Annotated in this window: 13 protein-coding genes and 2 pseudogenes; 12 read left to right on the plus strand and 3 right to left on the minus strand. The window is 56.0% G+C overall.

Annotation, left to right across the window (positions count from 1 at the left end):
- The first annotated feature begins 53 nt into the window (after positions 1-53).
- Positions 54-176, plus strand: a complete 123-nt coding sequence (locus P9254_RS23880) for an exopolysaccharide production repressor protein (RefSeq protein ID WP_127248688.1) — start codon at positions 54-56, stop codon at positions 174-176.
- Positions 177-773: 597 nt separating this feature from the next.
- On the opposite strand, the gene P9254_RS23885 is transcribed toward P9254_RS23880, so the two are convergent.
- On the minus strand, positions 774-2,576 hold the full coding sequence (locus P9254_RS23885) for an ABC transporter ATP-binding protein (protein WP_063169366.1): 1,803 nt from the start codon (positions 2,574-2,576) through the stop codon (positions 774-776).
- On the opposite strand from P9254_RS23885, the gene P9254_RS23890 reads away from it, so the two are divergent.
- Positions 2,556-2,858 carry a hypothetical protein gene (locus tag P9254_RS23890; RefSeq protein WP_127262113.1) on the plus strand — a complete coding sequence of 101 codons (303 nt, stop codon included), beginning with the start codon at positions 2,556-2,558 and terminating at the stop codon, positions 2,856-2,858. The genes P9254_RS23885 and P9254_RS23890 overlap by 21 nt on opposite strands.
- A 354-nt stretch (positions 2,859-3,212) precedes the next feature.
- On the plus strand, positions 3,213-3,959 hold the full coding sequence (locus P9254_RS23895) for a LuxR family transcriptional regulator (RefSeq protein ID WP_063169365.1): 747 nt from the start codon (positions 3,213-3,215) through the stop codon (positions 3,957-3,959).
- 16 nt (positions 3,960-3,975) lie between these two features.
- On the opposite strand, the pseudogene P9254_RS23900 reads toward P9254_RS23895, so the two are convergent.
- Positions 3,976-4,211 (minus strand): annotated as a pseudogene (locus P9254_RS23900) (transposase); the annotation flags it as partial.
- A gap of 719 nt (positions 4,212-4,930) precedes the next feature.
- Here P9254_RS23900 and P9254_RS23905 point away from each other — a divergent pair.
- The 9 genes from P9254_RS23905 (at position 4,931) to P9254_RS23950 (ending at position 18,059) form a co-directional block, all read left to right on the plus strand.
- A complete protein-coding gene (locus P9254_RS23905) occupies positions 4,931-5,647 on the plus strand; it encodes a radical SAM/SPASM domain-containing protein (protein WP_224571099.1) in 717 nt (238 codons plus the stop codon).
- Positions 5,648-6,711: 1,064 nt separating this feature from the next.
- Complete coding sequence (gene ectB / locus P9254_RS23910; protein WP_063169362.1) at positions 6,712-7,968, plus strand: diaminobutyrate--2-oxoglutarate transaminase; 1,257 nt, start codon at positions 6,712-6,714, stop codon at positions 7,966-7,968.
- A complete protein-coding gene (locus P9254_RS23915) occupies positions 7,961-8,800 on the plus strand; it encodes a 2OG-Fe(II)-dependent halogenase WelO5 family protein (protein ID WP_063169361.1) in 840 nt (279 codons plus the stop codon). Before ectB (P9254_RS23910) ends, P9254_RS23915 begins: the two co-directional genes overlap by 8 nt.
- Positions 8,801-8,966: 166 nt before the next feature.
- A complete protein-coding gene (ectB, locus tag P9254_RS23920) occupies positions 8,967-10,268 on the plus strand; it encodes a diaminobutyrate--2-oxoglutarate transaminase (RefSeq protein ID WP_063169360.1) in 1,302 nt (433 codons plus the stop codon).
- 463 nt (positions 10,269-10,731) lie between these two features.
- Positions 10,732-12,561 (plus strand): IucA/IucC family protein, encoded by a 1,830-nt coding sequence (locus tag P9254_RS23925; RefSeq protein ID WP_063169359.1) that lies wholly within the window; start codon positions 10,732-10,734, stop codon positions 12,559-12,561.
- 390 nt (positions 12,562-12,951) lie between these two features.
- Entirely contained in the window at positions 12,952-13,518 is a 567-nt protein-coding gene (locus tag P9254_RS23930) for a GNAT family N-acetyltransferase (protein ID WP_158515808.1), read from the plus strand.
- A 327-nt stretch (positions 13,519-13,845) separates the two neighbouring features.
- The gene (locus tag P9254_RS23935; RefSeq protein WP_063169348.1) at positions 13,846-15,531 is read left to right on the plus strand and encodes a GMC family oxidoreductase; all 1,686 of its coding nucleotides are present in this window, start codon (positions 13,846-13,848) and stop codon (positions 15,529-15,531) included.
- 681 nt (positions 15,532-16,212) lie between these two features.
- Positions 16,213-17,142: a 2-oxoglutarate and iron-dependent oxygenase domain-containing protein gene (locus tag P9254_RS23945; protein WP_063170383.1), complete on the plus strand. Its 930-nt coding sequence runs from the start codon at positions 16,213-16,215 to the stop codon at positions 17,140-17,142.
- 476 nt (positions 17,143-17,618) lie between these two features.
- Positions 17,619-18,059: a GNAT family N-acetyltransferase gene (locus tag P9254_RS23950; protein ID WP_158515807.1), complete on the plus strand. Its 441-nt coding sequence runs from the start codon at positions 17,619-17,621 to the stop codon at positions 18,057-18,059.
- Positions 18,060-18,201: 142 nt separating this feature from the next.
- Here P9254_RS23950 and P9254_RS23955 read toward each other — a convergent pair.
- Positions 18,202-18,458: pseudogene (locus P9254_RS23955) on the minus strand (IS3 family transposase); the annotation flags it as partial.
- Positions 18,459-18,485: the final 27 nt, after the last annotated feature.

Here is an 18,485-nt window from a genome sequence, read left to right on the forward strand (position 1 = left end):
GCACTTCATCTTTTTGTCGGCTCGTGGGGCTGGTCCTGTGCAGCAATGCGTCGATGGTTTACTTCGCTTTGGATTCGATCCGTGTGGCAGTCGTCACGACGCTGGCCTGTTCGCTGCTGCTTCAGGCCTGCTATTTCGGCTGCGTGCTCTTTTTCGCGGACGTCGATGATCTGTAGAACTGTTCATTCGCTCCGCAGAGGGCCGGCGAATCCAATCTCTTCCTAAGCCCGTTGGCCGTAATCGAAAGACACGGGGCCGGCGAGTTCGTGCTCAGCTGCCACTGTGCTAGCAAGGGAACGGAATCCAATCCCGGAGCAGATGGCCAGAGTTGAGCGAAGACTGCGGTCGGAGCTCCTGCGCTTCCGGGTCTCCAAGGGGACGACTTTGCGAACCGAAGGGACTTTGAACCGTTGACGTGGCCAGCGTGCGGTAGGTTGGGCCAGCGACAGGGATCCCGGCCGGCCGGGAAGCACCGCCCTCTCAATGTGCGTTGACTTCGCTTCCTTTGGCGAAATGTGGGTAACGGCGAGGGCCGCACTCTTCCCGGGCCGTCGACATTCCCGCCCTTTTGGTGCGTGCGCCGTTAGGCGCGACAATTCGGTGCCCGCGTGTAACTGCGCGCATTCGCCGAAGCTTAGACGTGGTGCATTCCCGCTCGCCCGTTTGGCGGACAGTTCCGGCCGTGCTGGTTTTGCCGCCTAACGCCCGCCGCTCGTCACTGCCACACCCCTCTCCGGCAACGGCTCGGCGCATCGCGCAAGCCGGTTTAGCGATCAGGCCAGGCCCTTCGCGAGTTCCAACGCCTGCCGTTCGAAGAGGCGGCGGTAAATGCCACCATCGAGATTGATCAGGGCGGCATGATCGCCGTCCTCCATGATGCGGCCACGGTCGAAGACGAGCAGCCGATCGAGCGAGCGGACCGTCGACAGCCGGTGTGCGATGACGAGTGTGGTTCGGCCCACCATCAACCGATCCACCGCTTGTTGAATGAGCACCTCGGATTCCGAATCGAGGCTCGATGTGGCCTCGTCCAGAATAAGGATCGGCGCGTTCGCGAGGAAGGCGCGCGCGATCGCCACGCGCTGGCGCTCGCCGCCGGAGAGCTTCAAACCCCTTTCGCCGACCAATGTCCCATAGCCCTTCGGCAGGGGCGCGATGAATTCGTGGGCACTTGCCAGTCGTGCCGCTTGCTCGATCTCGGCCTGGCTCGCGCCAGGCCGGCCATAGGCGATGTTCTCGGCAAGCGACCTGTGAAACAGGATCGGCTCCTGCTGCACGATCGCGATCTGCGAACGAAGGGACTCTTGGGTCACCTCCGAGACGTCCTGACCGTCTATCAGGATCCGGCCGCCGCTCAGGTCGTAGAGTCTCTGGATCAGCTTCACGAATGTTGTCTTGCCGGAACCGGAGGGTCCAACCAACCCAACCCTTTCGCCAGCTTCAATCGACAGCGAACATTCGCTATAGAGCGGCAGGGGATGGTTGGCGTAGCGGAAGTGGACGTTCTCGAAATCGATACGGCCGTTCGTGATCCGGATCGGCTTGGCCTCTGGACGATCGGCAACATCCACCTGCTGATTGTGGATGGCCACCAGTTCTTCCATATCATTAACCGAGTGCTGCACGTTGCGGACATGCATGCCGGCATCACGCAGATAGCCCTGCAGGACGATGAAGGACGTGAGAACATATGCTATCTCGCCCGGCGTTGCCTGTCCATGCGACCACAGAAGCAGGGCATATCCGACCACCGCCACCCTGAGCGCAACCAAAGTTACGCCTTGGGTTGAGCCGATGATCGTTCCGCGCACCCAGCTCCGGCGCGCGCGGTGCCGCCATTTCGTCATGATATTTGCAAGCCGCTCGTCTTCGCGAACCTCTGCGCCGAAGCCCTTGACCACAGCGTTGCAACTGACCGCGTCCGCAAGCGCGCCGCTGAGCCTTGTGTCCCATCGGTTGGCAAGGCTCGCCGCTGGCGCGACATAGCCGAGCGACAGCGAAATCGAAAACGCAAGGTAGACGAGAGAGCCGCAAGCAAAGATCACGCCCATGACCGGCCAGTGCCAGCCGAGCAGCACCGTCGAGCCGATCAAGATGACAAACGACGGGAGCAGCGTGACGAGTATCGTGCTGTTGAGGAGGTCGAGCGCCCACATGCCGCGCGTTATCTTGCGCACTGTCGAGCCGGCGAAGCTGTTTGCATGCCAGTCTGTCGAAAAGCGCTGCACATGATGGAACGCTTCGGTCGCGACGTCGGAAATCATTTTCAACACCAGGTCGCTCAGGCCAATGAAGGCGACGTGGCGCATGGCAATGCCACCGAGTGCCAATGCAATCGGTACAGAGAATGCTGCAACAGCTGAATCCGAAGCTGGTGCTGCCGCATTAGCAGCACGAGAAACAGCGTCGATGAGTCGGCCAGAATAGAGCGGCATCAACACGTCAGCCAGCGTGGAGGCGAGCATCGCGGTCATGATGATCGCGAGCCGGGCCGGCTGCCTGTTCCAGAGGCGAACAGTGAAGGCGAAAACGTCGCGACAAGTGGCGCCGCGCCCATGGACGGGGAAACGTCTCATAGTTTCCAAGCGGGCGCATCAACACGCTCGGTCCCAAAGACGATAAAAGACAAAACTGGAATTTCGACCTCCCCCATAACAGCATCAATTTTGGCGGGCAGCTCTTGCCGCCTCACGACGGTGAGTTCAAAAGTCGTGCCAACTGAGCGGGAACATCCGAAGGACAAATTCAGCAGGTTACCGAGCCTGGAGAAAGTCAGCCGCCATCCAGTCGATACGATTGCTACGGCTGCTCAACTCGGGAGATTGGAAAAGAAGGTCGATGTATCGATTGAATTTTGAGCTTGTTCTTGCCTCGATCAAATAAGTACAGTTGCAATGCAGCTTTCTCAGGCCCGGCACTTAGGTGCTGATTTCAAAAGCGCGCCGCGAATACTTTCCTGCCCATATTCCGTCAATCGAATGCTCGACTGTCGGATTGTGCGCTCCCCGACACAGTGCTGTCGGTTCGCCTCCTGGGTACCTCCCCCGTCGATTGACGACCTGAAGGAGAAGCTTCGCTCGCAAGCTGGCACGACTCTTGAGGGTACTCCAGGTGGCGGAAGGAACTCCGGCTCGAGTCCCGTTGACTTCGGATGTTGCGAGGCTGGGTTGGAGCAAACTGTGCACCAATGAGAACGCAATGAAGGAGACATCATGGAACTCCGGCGGATTGCGGTGGAGTTAGACCTATTCCTCAAGATGACTGATGATGTCGCTCAATCCGAACAGTTGTTCGAACTGTTGTCTGCGTTTGCGCTGAATTTCGATTGCCCGTGGATTGCCTATGGGCCGCTCGCATCAGAGAGGGCTTTCAAGCCGAACCGGGAGGGTTCTGTGGTGATGTGGAATTATCCTGCTGAATGGCAGGAGCGCTACTCGAGAATGGGCTATGCCAAAATAGACCCCCTCATCAAGAAAGGTCGAAAGGAGGCGGGACCCTTTCGATGGAGCGAGGTGTATACTGATGAAAACATAACTGAAGATGGACGCCGCGTCTTGGACGAAGCAGCAACATTCGGCTTGAGGTCAGGCGTTACCGTCCCATTACATGGCCCTGGTGGCAGCTTTAGGTTTGTGAGTTTTGCTCAATCCTCGGACTGCGAATTGCAGAATAGAGCGATCACCTACCTGCAAATGGCCGCGCTGCGGTTTCATCGGATGGTTACGAAGTTCGACACTACGACTGCGTCGGAACGAGCTCATAACCTGTCTCCGAGAGAAATAGAGTGCATTGATTTGGTGTCACAAGGAAAATCATCTTGGGAAATAGGAACTATTTTAGGCAGATCACGAAATACGATAGATTTCCATTTAAAAAATGTAATGCGGAAGTTGGATGCGACCAGCAGAACGGTAGCTGTTGTAAAAGCTTTGAACCTTGGGATTATCCAACCGCCGTAGGTGCGCAGCTAGTTCTCCGCCCGTAGTAGCGCGCGTGATAGCCGAGACGCTCCGGCGTGCGCTCGCTCTTCGAAGCACCCAGCGCCTCGTCCATCTCGGCCTCGAGCACCTCCTGCATCACGGCGCGAATCACCTCGTGCAATCCATCCGGCTTCGAAAGCAAAATGTCGTTGACGCTGCTACGGCGGATTTATCTTCAGGCTTGGTCCTGGTGGCGATGCTGAGTTCGCTTCGCTGAGATTGGGCGGTCATGACAGGGTGGTGTTCAATGTCACCGATTCCTGGAAGAAATTACCATCCGTATTAAGCGACTGACGATGAGTGATGTGTGTCCAAAATCTGACAGCTGTCAGAAAACATTTCGGGTTCAATACAGCGGAGCGTCTTAGCCCTGTCGGGCTTTTCGAAGCCTATCTCGCAGTAACTGCGCGCCAGGCGCACTAGCTCGGCCTTTGCTGGTCGATGTGCGGCAATATAGTGTGAGGGCTGACCCGCATGAGAACACGGAACTCGCTCGATGAAGGATGATCGACGGCATCCAGAAAGCTTCTCTCCGGCGGGTTCGAGGGTGCTGCGCGCGCATCTCGGCGACGGGCCAGCGACCAACGGTTGAGGCTACATCTCCGGAGCGAGTGATGCCTCGAAAGATGCAATGCTGTCTCTGGTCCGACGCGCTGGAAGTTTGTGAAGGGTCGGCCCGGCAAATCGGTGAACCGGGCGGCTTAGGCTGCCAAAAAGGGTAGATGTCTGCGTTGCCTCGGTAGATCAGCAGGCGGTATCAGAAAGCCAAAGGCACACGCACACCATCGTGGCGCTTCGCAGGAAGTAGATGGGAGTAATCACCAGTGATTTTACCGGAACTTCGCTCAGCAAACACAGCCGGCAGGGTTTTGGAGATAACGACGACCACGGGATGCGTCGTAGGATGTTCATATTGTCCCCAGGACAAGTTCGCGGTCCGGCAAAGAAAAGTGTCTCATGCGAGTCATCTGGATCTTGAAGATTTCAAGCGGTGTCTGGCCCGCGTACCGACTTCCGTCGACATTGGTTTTGCGGGATACTCCGAACCTTGGCTCAATCCGGACTGTACCGAAATGGTGGAGCACGCCTTCGCCAAAGGCCATGGCATCAGGATTTTTACGACGCTGGTGGGAATGAACGGGCAGGACCTGCAGCGATTGCAAGCCTTGCGCTTGGGCGTATTCGTGGTCCATGTTTTCGATGACGGCACCTACATGAACAGCCGCCTGGTCGGAGACAAGTATCGCGATCTGGTTCGTCAACTCGTCGACGCGGACATCCCCTTGATCCGATTCGTGGCCTTGGGCGAGCCCCACCCAGATATAGCCGACATTATTCCTACCGAAGCCCTGATAAAAGCGCGGCCGGTGAGCAGTAGGGGTGGAAGCGTCGACCCTAAGATCGTTGCACCACGTCAGCCAGTGGTCGGAGCCCTAACCTGCGTGGACGCACGACAGTATCGGAATGTTCTTCTTCCAAACGGCGACGTTACCCTGTGCTCTATGGATTTTGAACGGCGTCACGTATTGGGCAACCTTCTATATGAGGGTTACTCCGCTCTGTTTGAAAAGCCAGTTTTTCGCGAAATCGTCGACCGCATGAATGGAGCAGATGGTTTTCTGCTTTGCAGGATGTGTGAATTCGCCGACCCAAACGACCGGACCTGAGTGCATGCCGGCCGAGAGGGCGTGCCTGGCAGTGCGGATGGCCCCACGACAGATGCACCTGCCCGCGACGCCATCGTGTTTTCACGTTACGCCAGTATGTTCCTGTAGGCGCGGCAGTGGGCCTCGAGCATTTCGGAGACGAGCTCATCGAAAGGTCTTCGCCTTCCAACCGAGCTTGTCGGCCTGCCTAGCTTGAGGTAACGCCGATCACAGGTCAACCATCGGTCGGATGGAAACAGTGTTAGTCGATCCCGATCAGAGCTTGATTGCTTACTCACGGCTCACCTCGTCAACGCCTTCACCCTCCCGGACGATCTCCTTTTCGACTCGCCTGAAGGCAGCAGCCCAGCTGCGGCCGGGGATGGTTGCCGTCGCGGTAGTGGACGTTCTCGAAACCGATGCGGCCCTTCGCCAGCGCGTCTCCCGGTTGCTTCCGCCTGGCCTACGAACGGGCTTTCCGTCAAGGGGGTCCACGGCGGCCCCGCCCTCTTGATCCGGCGGCTCGGGCCAGTCATCGCGCAAGAGATCGGAATCCGCATTCTTCTCAAAGAGAGCGTGGCTTTCGCTGTGTCATCGGTCATCAAATAGTTTCTTGAATCAGGTTGGTGTCCGCAGCCCGAGGTTGAACGGCGAATATTGATGACCGCCGCGAAGCCGCTCGCTCGCTACGGCGCTATTGAGGAGCGCGCTCGCGAGCGGCTTCGCTACCGCCGAGCGACACAACCTCTGGCGACGCGACCCTGCTGATCTCCTTGGACTCATTCATTTGTCCGGAGCGCTATGGGCAGCGAAGGGTGGGTACGTCAACTACCTGATGCCATAGTAGCGATGCTTTCGCGGAAGCTTTAGAAGCCATCCTGTTGCAGCACATTCGAAAGCATCCGAATGGAGGGCAACGCAACCCAACAATATTTGATGAGGATGCCGGCATCACCAGACCAAACCCAGACCAAACAAAGCTGCCTCCGGCATTCTGCTTCAACGTTAAGCGACGAACATCTGCCGCAAACCACTAGCCATTAAACAGCTCTCTTCTTTGAAAGACTATGTGCAGAGGACTTGATATGGACACCGACGCTTTCACGGCTCATGAATCTAACGTTCGTCGTTATTGCCGGGCGTTCCCCACCGTCTTTACGAAGGCCCTTGGGGCGACGATCTGGGACGAGACGGGTAAGCCCTTTATCGATTTCCTGGTGGGTTCCGGCGCACTCAACTACGGGCACAACAATCCGGATATTATGGCGCCAGCGATTGAATATCTCGTCGGTGAGAACATTCTTCTGTCGCTTGATATGCATACGGCGGCAAAGCGTGACTTCATTGAAGGGTTCGTCGATTGGATCCTGAAACCCAGAGGCCTTTCGTACAAGATTCAGTTTCCCGGGCCGACCGGCACGAACGCCAACGAAGCGGCGCTGGCGCTGGCGCGAAAATACACCGGCCGCTCGAGCGTCATGGCCTTTACGAATGCGTTCCACGGCATGTCGCTCGGCTCTCTAGCGGTGTCGGGCTCGGCCTCAACCAGGGAACTGGGAGGCGTCGCTCGCCACGATGTGATCCGTGTTCCCTATGACGGCTATCCGAGCCAAGCTTTCGATTCCGCCAGTTACATCGACAGCGTTTTGAGCGACCCGGGGAGCGGCATAGAAAAGCCTGCCGCAATCATTCTGGAGACCATCCAGGCCGAAGGCGGCATGAACGCCGCATCCGCAGCTTGGCTCACGGAAATTCAGCGCATTTGCCGTACGCACGGCATTGTTTTTATCGTCGACGATATTCAGGCGGGTGCGGGCCGAACTGGCGATTTCTTCTCATTCGAGTCCGCGAAAATCGAACCGGATATTGTGTGTCTTTCCAAGTCCCTAAGCGGTTCAGGTAGTCCGTTGTCCATCGTTCTGATTCGACCCGACTTGGACATATGGAAGCCCGGAGAACATAGCGGGACCTTCAGAGGCAACAATTTCGCCTTCGTGACGGCAGGAGCCATGTGCAAGATGTGGTCGGATAGGAAATTTACTGCAGGTGTCGAGCGGACAGCCGTCAGGCTGCAAACGCACCTCGATCGCCTGGTTGCGAAATTTCCAAGATACATCGAACAGAAGCGCGGCCGCGGTCTGATGGCCGGCCTGAAATGCCGTTCACCGGCAGTTGTCGGCCGCGTGCACGATGTCGCATTCGAAAATGGCCTTCTTATCGAATCCTCGGGGCCAAATCGCGACGTTATCAAAGTCCTCCCACCGATAACCATCACCGATGCCGAACTCGATCGTGGCATCACCATCCTTGAACACGCACTACAGGAGCAAGACAATGCCTAGTCAGATATCTCAAGTGCCAGCCATCTCGCCGGTTTCGATCAAAGAACGGACCGGGTCGATCAACACGGCGGAGATCATCTCGGTCCTGAAAGGTGAGCTCACCGCTCTGCACATCAAGCAAGCTTTCAGCACCGAAGTAGCCGAGGAGATCACTACGAACTTTATTGGAAGCTCTGGTCTCAGAGAGCGTAAAGATGGTGTGCCCGGACAATATGTCGGCGCATCTCACTACAGGAAGGATGCAGCCACCTATTTCGCAGACGCCGAAAACGCGCGGCCGTACGTCGATGCCCTTTTTAAGAATTTGGTTGACCCGGTTCGAGCAGTATTCAGGGCGTTGAAGCGAGAGCTTCACAACCAGGGAATCGAATTGCGGCTAGCCCGTTCCGAACACGGCCAGGCCAATGTTTGTCGCGGCCTCAGTTGGTCGGGCACAGGCACATTTTCCTTGGATCCCCACGACGACGTCGCTCAAGTCTTACGTGCTGGCGATGATTACGAGCTTTCTGCGGTGGCGCACAATACGGTCGCAGCGCTCAACCTCTATCCCAGCATGCCTGAGGAAGGCGGCAATCTGAAGCTCTGGAGCCACAAGCCGACGGTTGCGGACCGGATATCGCAAGGTGTGGAGACCACTGGATATCCCTATTCGGCAGCCTATCTGGAAGCCGTCCCTTGCCGCGAGTTCGAGCTCAAAACCGGGGATATCGCCCTAATCGATGGCGGCTTCGTTCACGGGGTTACCGGTCAATTAGGCGACGGAAAGCGTCGCCTAGTGCTGAATTGCTTTTTCGGATTTGCGCGGCCTGATCTTGTTCTCTGGTGGACGTGACGTTGGACCTCGCAGCGATCGACTGGCTTGGGCCGTGAGTTGGCGTGGCCAGGCGTGTGACTGCTCATGCTGCCGTCATACAAGCCGAACCTCGAACCGATTGAAATGGCCTTCGCCAGACAGTTTGGGCTGATGCCTTTGCAGGCTACAATTCAGGACTCGCCCTATGAAGAAGCAGTTTACTCCTACAAACGATGTAAGCCTCGCGATCTTTGATCGTCTTGAGTCTGAGGTGCGGAGCTACGTCCGTGCGTTCCCAGTTCTGTTCGATCGAGGCGTCGGCACTGCCCTCATAGCTACAGACGGTCGGGAATACATCGACTTCTTGGGAGGCGCGGGAGCCTTGAATTACGGGCACAACAACCCAGCCTTCACGCGGGCGTTGTTGGACTACATTGCGCGCGACGGAATTGTGCACGGGCTCGACCTTGCTACGACCGCCAAGAAGGCCTTCATCGAAGCTTTTGAGCAGTTTATTTTGAAGCCCCGCGGTCTGTCTTATAAATTGCAATTTACTGGCCCCACAGGTACGAACGCGGTCGAGGCGGCTCTGAAGCTAGCTCGCCAAGTGACCGGCAGGTCAAACATCGTTTCGTTTACGAACTCGTTTCACGGAGTCAGCGCTGGGGCGTTGGCGGCAACCGGAAACACGAAGTTCCGAGATGCTGTCGGCTTTCCCCTCGCGCACGTGACATCGTTGCCGTACGAGGGCTATCTCGGCGCTTCAGACACGATCGAGTATTTCGAGAAGCTTCTCGATGATCCTAGCAGTGGTCTCGGCAAACCCGCTGCGGTGATCCTAGAAGCAGTGCAGGGCGAAGGCGGTGTCAATGCTGCTACCGTTGAATGGCTGCAACGGCTGCGTGATCTGACCTCTCGGCACGAGATCCTGATGATCCTCGATGATATTCAGGCTGGTGTCGGTCGCACAGGGAAATTCTTCAGTTTCGAGGCGGCTGAGATCGTGCCGGACATCGTTACCCTGTCAAAGTCGTTGTCTGCAATTGGAACGCCTATGGCCCTTGTCCTCATGAAGCCTGAACTTGATGTCTGGACGCCGGGTGCGCACACCGGCACGTTCAGGGGCAACAACTATGCTTTCGTCACTGCTCGTGCGGCCCTTGAGACTTACTGGTCCGACTCCAAGTTTGAAGATGAGATTGCTCGCAAATCAGCCATCTTGGCTCAAGAACTCAAGTCGATCGCAGACGACTTCCCCAGCCTTGCTCTGAATGTCCGAGGCCGCGGCTTGATGTATGGACTCGTATCACCAAAGCACCACTCATTGCCGGGGCTCATTTCCCGGGAAGCTTTTCGTCGCGGCTTGGTGATCGAGATCGCTGGCTCGTATGGTGAGGTGCTCAAGTTCATGACAGCCCTTACCATAACCGAGGCTGAACTGCGCCGTGGTCTGTCGATCGTACGCGACAGCATTGGCGCGGTGCAGGACAGCATTTCAGCGGAGTAGGCATTCACTCAGTCCCCCCTACCCAGTCTGGGCTTATCAAGCAAAGGAAATTCCGCTTTAGACGTATGCGATTGTATGGAGACGGACAGCAAAAATGGACACTCGGAGAGCTCAAACAATGGACACCGACCGCTTGACGTGATCGAACGACAGTACGGCATGTGCAAATCAATACACACTTCTTGCTCGTTGCAAGATGAAGGACGACGTCCAGGGCCGGTGAAACCGGTATTCTAATATATTATATAAGTAAGATGGTAATATTGCTGGTTTATCACGAGCGAAGACGAACGGTACACAACACATTAGAAATTAACTTGTATAAGAGGTCCGGTATTTCTTATCCTTTCTGATGAAAAATAGAACGGATTTTGTGCGACGTCGAAGTTTGGCGAGACGAGTGTAAGGCGCGTTCGCGAACCTTACACCGTTACGTTCTGAAGGAGTTGAGATCGTGAGTGATATGACAGCCCGAGACGATGAGATAAGCCTAGCCGAACGCGTAACGCAGCATTTGAAACCGCATTTATGGGCAAAGGCCAACCGGCTCCTTATCCGTAAAGCAATCAGCGAATTTGCACACGAGTTGCTAATTGCTCCTCGACTCCAGCGAATGGAAGGCGACTGGGGGAAGTATGTGCTGGAAAGCGAGACCCCTGGGTTGGAGTATTGGTTCCAGGCTCGGCGCCTCCTGCTAGATCACTGGCAAGTGGACGCCGGCTCTCTGGAGAAAAGGATTGAGGGCAGGCCGGCCCCCCTGGATGCGCTTGATTTTGTTATTGAGTTCAGCCGCCATCTTGGCATAAAGGAAGAGATGATGCCGGTTTACCTGCAGGAGATCAGCAGCACGCTGTATGGCAGCGCGTACAAGCAGGCCAAAACAGAGATATCCGCCGCAGAACTGGCTTTTGCCGATTACCAGATCGTTGAGGCTGGCATGACGGAGGGCCACCCGACCTTTATCGCGAATAACGGTCGCATTGGCTTTGACGCGCTCGACTATAGTCGCTATGCGCCGGAGGTGGGCAGTTCGATAAGACTCATATGGCTGGCCGTCCATAAAGAAATGGCAACGTTTAAGTCCATTTCAACGCTCGACTACGACCTTCTCATGCACGAGGAACTCGGTCGACAGGCGCTGGAACAGTTCGACGCAGCGTTGCGTCAAAAGGGACTAAACTCGACCGATTACATCTATATGCCAGCGCATCCTTGGCAATGGTTCAATCGGCTCTCAACTATCTTCGCGGCGGATATCGCCAACCGGCACATTGTCTGCCTAGGCCAGGGGAAGGACATATATCATGCCCAGCAATCGATCCGCACACTTTTCAATATAAGCGATCCGCATAAACGGTACGTGAAAACGGCGCTGTCGATACTTAACATGGGGTTTATGCGCGGCTTGTCACCGACACACATGCTGGCGACGCCCGCCATCAACGAATGGTTGAAGAATTTGCTCGACAGTGACTCCTATTTAGCCGCCAACGGCTTCAGCATCCTTCGCGAGGTCGCGACGATTGGCTATCGCAATCGTTGTTTCAACACCGCCCTCAAGAAGGACTCCCCTTACAAGCAGATGCTTTCTGCGCTGTGGAGGGAAAGCCCCCTTCGGCAGTTGAAAGAAGGGGAACGTCTGATGACAATGGCGTCGCTGCTTCATGTCGATTACAATGGTGAAGCACTCGTGACAGCCCTCATCAATGCCTCGGGGTTAGACGCCGCCGCTTGGCTACGCCGCTATTTTGAATCTTATCTGGCGCCGCTTCTCCACTGCTTTTATGCTTACGATCTAGCGTTTATGGCACATGGAGAAAATATAATTCTAGTTATGAAAGATCACGCTCCGACGCGAGTTATCATGAAAGACATTGGCGAGGAGCTTCGTATTCTAGGCGGAGATCTCAACGTGCCGGAGGAGATTAAGAGGATCTGCATTCAAGTAAATCGCGACATGAAGCACGACTTCATTTTCACCGACGTTTTCGACTGCTTCTTTCGTTACTTGGCTGTAACACTCGAAGAACATCTTGATTTTCCGTCGACACACTTCTGGCAGCTCGTAAGCGAGTCCATCCTTGGCTACCAGACGAAACATCCGGAATATGACGAAAAATACAGGCAGCATGACCTATTCGCTCCAGAATTTCTGCGACGATGTATGAATCGACTGCAGATACAAAAAAACCAGCAAATGGTGGACTTCGGTGATCCGGGAGAATACCTGCACACCGTCGGCACGCTGAAGAACCCACTGGCGGGCATTCGCAAAGTGACCAGTGCAGGTTAAGCTTGAAGGAGGCGCGTATTTTAAATGAACAATGTAGTTAGCCGGTTTTGGGCCAATACCATACCCCCCCCTTGGGGTAAGCAACCCCTTGCGTAAACGCCGCCGCAGCATGTTGCGCGTATCAGGCGCCCGCTCACCAGCGCGTCGCCTGCTTCCATTCTGAAAGGAGGCGCCTAATTTTTTTATCGCCTTCGGGCCGGCTTTCCAGGTGCCGTCAACACTGACACGGTTAGGCGCCCAAAGCTTGATTTGTGTAGACCTCGCTACCTTAAGCATAAACCTCGTCGAACGCCTTCAATCAAGCACTGCGGCCTTGACGCTCATGCTAGGAGATCATGGCCGCGTTGGAGGTAAGTGCGGCTCTAACTTATGGCTAGAAGGGAGCTTCTCATGTACATTCTAGAAACGCCGCGCCTAATCCTAAGGCCACCGTCGCATAGCGACGAGCTTCTTCTACATGAGCTTCATAGCGATCCATTTGTGGTAAATGCCATGTGGGATGGAGTCTATCCGACCCGAGAGCAATCGAAAGCTAAACTACAACAGTTCATCCATCATTGGCAGAGCAATGGTTTCGGCTTATGGATGGTGTTCGTAAAAGGCGAAGGCCAAGTCGGAAAATTCGCAGGCTACTGTGGATTGATGTACAGTGGCCCGTATCTGCCCGAAGATCCCACTAATGTGGAAACCGTATCGTGCCTCCACCTTGCGTCTTCCGGTAAGGGGATCGCCGCAGAGGCCGGCAGGGCAGCGATCCAGTTTGCTTTCGAGAACCTAACGCTCGAGAAGGTCACTTCATTCATTCGCCCAACGAACACGCGTTCGCTTCGGAAAGCACCGAAAGTAGGCCTTCGCTATGTAAGAGACCGGGTCTACAATAACGTAGTTATGCGATATTTTGAAGTGACAGTCTTGACTGCTGTAAAAATCGAAAAAGTCGTCGTTATCTCTTGTTAGTATCATTGTTTCTCGGAAGACGGTGATGCAAGAAACCGTAGGCGAGCGCTGCTCTCGCCCTACGAACTTGCAATCATTCACACCGACGCACCGGCGTGTCCGGAGATGCATGTGCCCTGGAATTGAGAGCTTGTCGGTTCAGAGATAGTTCAGATGGGTCGCTCGGTCTCGCTTCGGGCATGCCCTCGACCGATTTGGCGATCAAATCGCTCCGTTACAGACGGCATGATGTGGAGCTGCCGCGCCGTAAGTGACCATATCTCAGGCGGTAGGAGGAGCGCTTTGCTGAAGAAGCCCATCACACTTGGTACCTTGATGGGGAGTTGCGTGGTTTTCGATTATATCGTCGTGGGTGGTGGCTCCTCTGGATGCGTGATGGCGAGCAGGCTCTCCGCCTATGGCGCTCGCGTGCTGCTCATTGAAGCTGGCCCTGATACGCCGCCGAATGCCATTCCTGACGACATCCAGGATGGCGACCCAACGCGTGCTTACCTTAATCCCGGTTATCGATGGCAGTCACTCCACGCGACAACGGTGCGAGGTGGCCGCAAGCCTGTCCATTACGAACAGGCGCGCGTCATGGGTGGCGGCTCCAGCATCAATGCCCAAGTCGCCAACCGCGGCGGGCCCGGAGATTACGATGAGTGGGCCTCAAGCGGTGCAACGGGCTGGGGTTGGGAAGACGTGCTGCCCTACTTCCGTCGTCTAGAATGCGATTTGGATTTCGGCGGGGAATTTCATGGCACGAACGGCCCCTTGCCAATCAAACGTGTGCGCCAATCAGACTGGTCGGGCTTCATCCGGGCAATCTCCGATGCTTACGATGCTTTGGGGCTTCATTTCAGGCCAGACTTCAATGGTGCATTCGGTGATGGCTATTCAGTTGTCCCATTGACCAACCGCAATGGTCATCGGGTCTCCTCCGCGATGGCGTACTTACCCGAAACCGTCCGCTCTCGCCGCAATCTAACGATTTTATCCGAAACGACAGTTGCGCGGCTGACCTTTTTGGGAACAACGGTAACGGGGGTCGAGACGGAGAACAAATCGGGCGTGCAATCGTATAGCGCTTCTTGCGTTATCCTGTGCGCAGGAGCACTCCATTCACCCGCCATATTGATGCGCTCCGGGATCGGCCCCGCGAAGGAATTAGTACAATTCGGAATCCCTATCGTTGCAGATTTGAAAGGTGTGGGCCAGAATCTTCAGGAACACCCCACGATTTGCGTTTCGGCCTATTTGAAGCCGGCCGATCGCTTGTCACCCGGCGTGAGCGAATATATTCAGATGCACGCCCGCTACTCGTCGGGTTACGAAGGCTGCCCGTCGACCGATATGGCAATATCGACTGTTGCCAAATCATCCTGGCACCCGCTGGGGAGGCGCCTCGGCACTCTCGCCGTGTGGGTCAATCGCAGCTACTCGACGGGAACTGTGGCGCTCAAGGGTAGTTCGCATAAAATAGAGCCGGAGGTCGATTTCAACTGGTTGAGCGACAAGCGGGACGCCGAGCGCCTCAAGCAGGGCTTTCGCTTCATAGTCCGCCTGCTGCAGCAAGATTCGCTGTCCTCTGTGGCGCTGGACCCGTTTCCGTCAGCGTTGAATGCGCGAGCGAAGCTGGTGAGCAAGGTCACAAGCACAAACTATGCACTCACGTCATTTCTGGCGCTGCTCATGGACGCGTCGCCGCGGCTGCGCCGTGGGCTGATTAGGCGCGTCATAACGGATGGGGATAGCATTTCCGATCTCGTCAACGACGAGAAACATCTGGATCGGTATATTCGCCAGAACGTCATCCCAAGTTGGCATCCGACGTCGACCTGCAGGATGGGGGCAGCCGCGGATCCTGGCGCTGTGACCGATCCGTCGGGACGCGTTCATGGTATTTTGGGTTTGAGGATCGCCGACGCTTCCGTCATGCCATTTTGCCCTCGGGCGAACACAAACATTCCGACGATTATGGTGGCTGAGAAATTGGCCGACACAACCTTGAGAGACGGCAGACGGAGCTAAATCGCTGCCTGCTTTGCTGCTCGGCTAGTCGTCTCGTCGAGACGGCGGATAACGTCGACAAGCGCTTCCTCAGCTCATGTGCTCCTTGGTGCCGCCAGGCAGAACGCCGAACCCGATGTAGATGGCTTTTTTGCGAACGAAGTCTTCGTCCCTGAGCTTGACCGCTCGACCCGGATAGCGTCGAAAAAGACTATGGGATAGGAAAATTTCGAGCGGTCGGTTTCTGCCATTCGGCCATCGTCCGGGACGGCGTGTGTGATGGACGAGCTCAGGTAGCTGGCGATACCTCGCGTCATAGAGCTCTTCGAGATGGCCGATCCTGCCATGAAACCCGGAGGTCGGCGCTGGTCTGGATTGAGCCTGGAAGTCATAAAGCAATTCAGAATTGTAAATCGCTCTTAGTATCTTGGCCGTGATAATGTTAAACTAACCGCGACGGATGTAACAATATATACAACTATATTAACATACAAATCGTTGTTATCTTCACCAGGAAGCGCTAGAGATCAATTGCTAAGACGGAATCACCGCCCAGCCATCGGCTTAGCCTTAGAATGGGACATCATGTCGACTTTCGTTATTATTGGAAGAGACGGCGCGTTGCCCACATCCAAGGAACTGTCGACTTTGAGAGCCGCGGCAAACACTAATCAACTTAAGCGCCCAAAAAGGGGATTGACTATGACCACGCTGCCGAAAATTTCACTTTCGAAATTGAGAGACGATGCAACGCGACGTGACGAGCGCCAGCGCCTGCAAATGGCATGCCAGGAATACGGGTTCTTCTACCTTGTCGAGCACGGCATCCCCGGGGAACAGATCGCGCAAGCCATTGAGGCTTCCCGGCGATTCTTCGCATTGCCACAGTCGGTTAAGGAACGCTACGGGCACGCCTTTCAGGACGTGTACCCCACTGCCGCCCGTGGATACAGTCCTTTACACGGCGAAATGCTACATCCTGAGGCCGGCTTCGATCCAAAGGAGGTATTCGACCTCGGAATTGAGAACGAAGGCGACCGGCGTCCGTTCTCCGGCCGCACGCGCCTTCCGGATGAAGCCTTGGCTCCTGGCTTCGCAAGAAACCTGCTTGCTTTGCAGGCTACCGTGCTCGCCGGGATTGTCCCCCAGATCGGGGATGCGCTGGCGGACCTGATAGGTATGGAAGAGGCATGGTTCCAACGCCATTTCAGCACGCCGACGCTTGGGCAACGCGTGATACGGTATCCAGCTCGCGGCGGCACTTGCGCAAAGCACACGGATCATGGCTTCTTCACGCTGCTGCTGCAAGAGGAACTCCCCCTGCGTTCCTTGCAGGTGTGGTTCCGCGGTCGATGGATGCCGGTGCCGAGCCTGCCCGATAGTCTCGTAGTCAATCTGGGCGACCTCCTTCAGGTCTTGAGCGACGGCCGCTTCAAGAGTACGCCCCACCAGGTCGTGCATAGTGGTCCGACTGATCGAATTTCGCTGCCCTTCTTTATTTATCCCGAGATCGACGCTCGCCTGACTTCGCGACAAGGGCAGCAAGTTAGTGTTGTAGAAATGATGCTGCGCAACGTTGAGTCAATATGGGTGACTGGGAATGGCGCCGGACGCGCGCGCGAACTGCAATGATTGTCTGCTTTTCTAAAGCATGCGCAATTATGGCGCCGACGCGGTGCAGATCTCCGTGGTAAGCTGGAAGAACTCTCGCATCCGCTAGATTGTCCCGCCGTCGCGCGTGTAGCGCGGCGGTCGGAAGCCCGCTTCGGGATGAATGCACCTATGGTGTCAGATTGTTTGCATCGTGTGGTCGCAGGGAAAGATCGCACTAGATCTGCACCGCTGTCGCAAACGTGCTGCGGGAAAACCTGAGGGAACTTGATCCCATGATAACGCTCGCCCAACTCGCGCTTGACGTATCGCGAACCGAGCTCCCGGGAACCAGTTCCAGCGCGACCACGACGCCGTCACAGGCGGAAAGATCTTATAACACCCGGCGGTCGCGTGCTGCACGTCTTGCGGGCCGGTGGCAGTTATCGCAAGCCGTCAACCTTTCAGGCCGAACACCTCGCGCCCTGGAGCCCATTCTCAGCCGGAGCCCGCCCCTCATGGAGATTCGTCTCGCAGGCACTGCCGACCGCGATGCATGGCGGTCCCTTTGGTACGCATATTGCGCCGACCAAGGTCTCAATTCATCAGAACAGGCGACAGATAGGATCTGGCGGCGCATCGAGCGCCCAGACGAACCGATTAACGCGCTGATCGCGGTCTCAGCAACTGGCGTTACCATAGGTTTTGCTACCTTTGTCATTCACCCGTATACTCTTAGCGATCGTCCGGTCTGTTTTCTCGCAGATCTCTATGTCGACGAGTCTTCGCGGCGCCAGGGGATTGGCCAAGCCATGCTCACGAATCTGGCCTCCTACGGTCGCGACCAAGGCTGGCTGAGAATCTATTGGAATACGGACAGATCAAATTATCATGCGCGGGCGCTCTATGACAAGATCGGTAAATTGAGTCCATACCTTACCTACTACTATGACCTGTAGACTTGCTCTGAGGTCGTAACGAAAGCGCATTGACCTGCCCCAGTCTTTTAAACAGTGGCGAGTAGACTAGAGGTGCAGCCATTTATGTTGCGCACATGGGCTTGCAGCGGAATGTATTTTCGGCGCGATGATCCATTGATCAGGCAAGGACCGTGTTCGAGGTAAACTCCGTGCGGTGGTCTGCGACGATCATGCCGGGCTTGCCGCGCTGGGCGATCAGGTCGTCAGTTCGCGAGCAACGCGGCGACCAGAGATCTGTGTCCGGAATCGCGTAAGGCATTCGCGCGTCACGTCGTCGACGAGTTGATCGGCCGCAGGAGAACTGGTCGTACAGCGACCAGCGTGCGTTCGGCTTCGCCTCGACACGGATCGGCCCCGCATGCCGACCGCCGCTCGCCGTCCGCACTTCAACAAGGTAGGCGACAT

Source organism: Mesorhizobium sp. WSM4983 (assembly GCF_029625765.1).
Taxonomy (GTDB): Bacteria; Pseudomonadota; Alphaproteobacteria; order Rhizobiales; family Rhizobiaceae; genus Mesorhizobium.

Coding starts and splice junctions, on each gene's coding strand:
- P9254_RS23950 (WP_158515807.1), top strand. CDS start 17,619: ATGGAGATTCGTCTCGCAGGCACTGCCGACCGCGATGCATGGCGGTCC.
- P9254_RS23890 (WP_127262113.1), top strand. CDS start 2,556: ATGGACGGGGAAACGTCTCATAGTTTCCAAGCGGGCGCATCAACACGC.
- P9254_RS23895 (WP_063169365.1), top strand. CDS start 3,213: ATGGAACTCCGGCGGATTGCGGTGGAGTTAGACCTATTCCTCAAGATG.
- P9254_RS23885 (WP_063169366.1), bottom strand. CDS start 2,576: ATGAGACGTTTCCCCGTCCATGGGCGCGGCGCCACTTGTCGCGACGTT.
- P9254_RS23915 (WP_063169361.1), top strand. CDS start 7,961: ATGCCTAGTCAGATATCTCAAGTGCCAGCCATCTCGCCGGTTTCGATC.
- ectB (WP_063169362.1), top strand. CDS start 6,712: ATGGACACCGACGCTTTCACGGCTCATGAATCTAACGTTCGTCGTTAT.
- P9254_RS23945 (WP_063170383.1), top strand. CDS start 16,213: ATGACCACGCTGCCGAAAATTTCACTTTCGAAATTGAGAGACGATGCA.
- P9254_RS23930 (WP_158515808.1), top strand. CDS start 12,952: ATGTACATTCTAGAAACGCCGCGCCTAATCCTAAGGCCACCGTCGCAT.
- ectB (WP_063169360.1), top strand. CDS start 8,967: ATGAAGAAGCAGTTTACTCCTACAAACGATGTAAGCCTCGCGATCTTT.
- P9254_RS23925 (WP_063169359.1), top strand. CDS start 10,732: ATGACAGCCCGAGACGATGAGATAAGCCTAGCCGAACGCGTAACGCAG.
- P9254_RS23880 (WP_127248688.1), top strand. CDS start 54: ATGGTTTACTTCGCTTTGGATTCGATCCGTGTGGCAGTCGTCACGACG.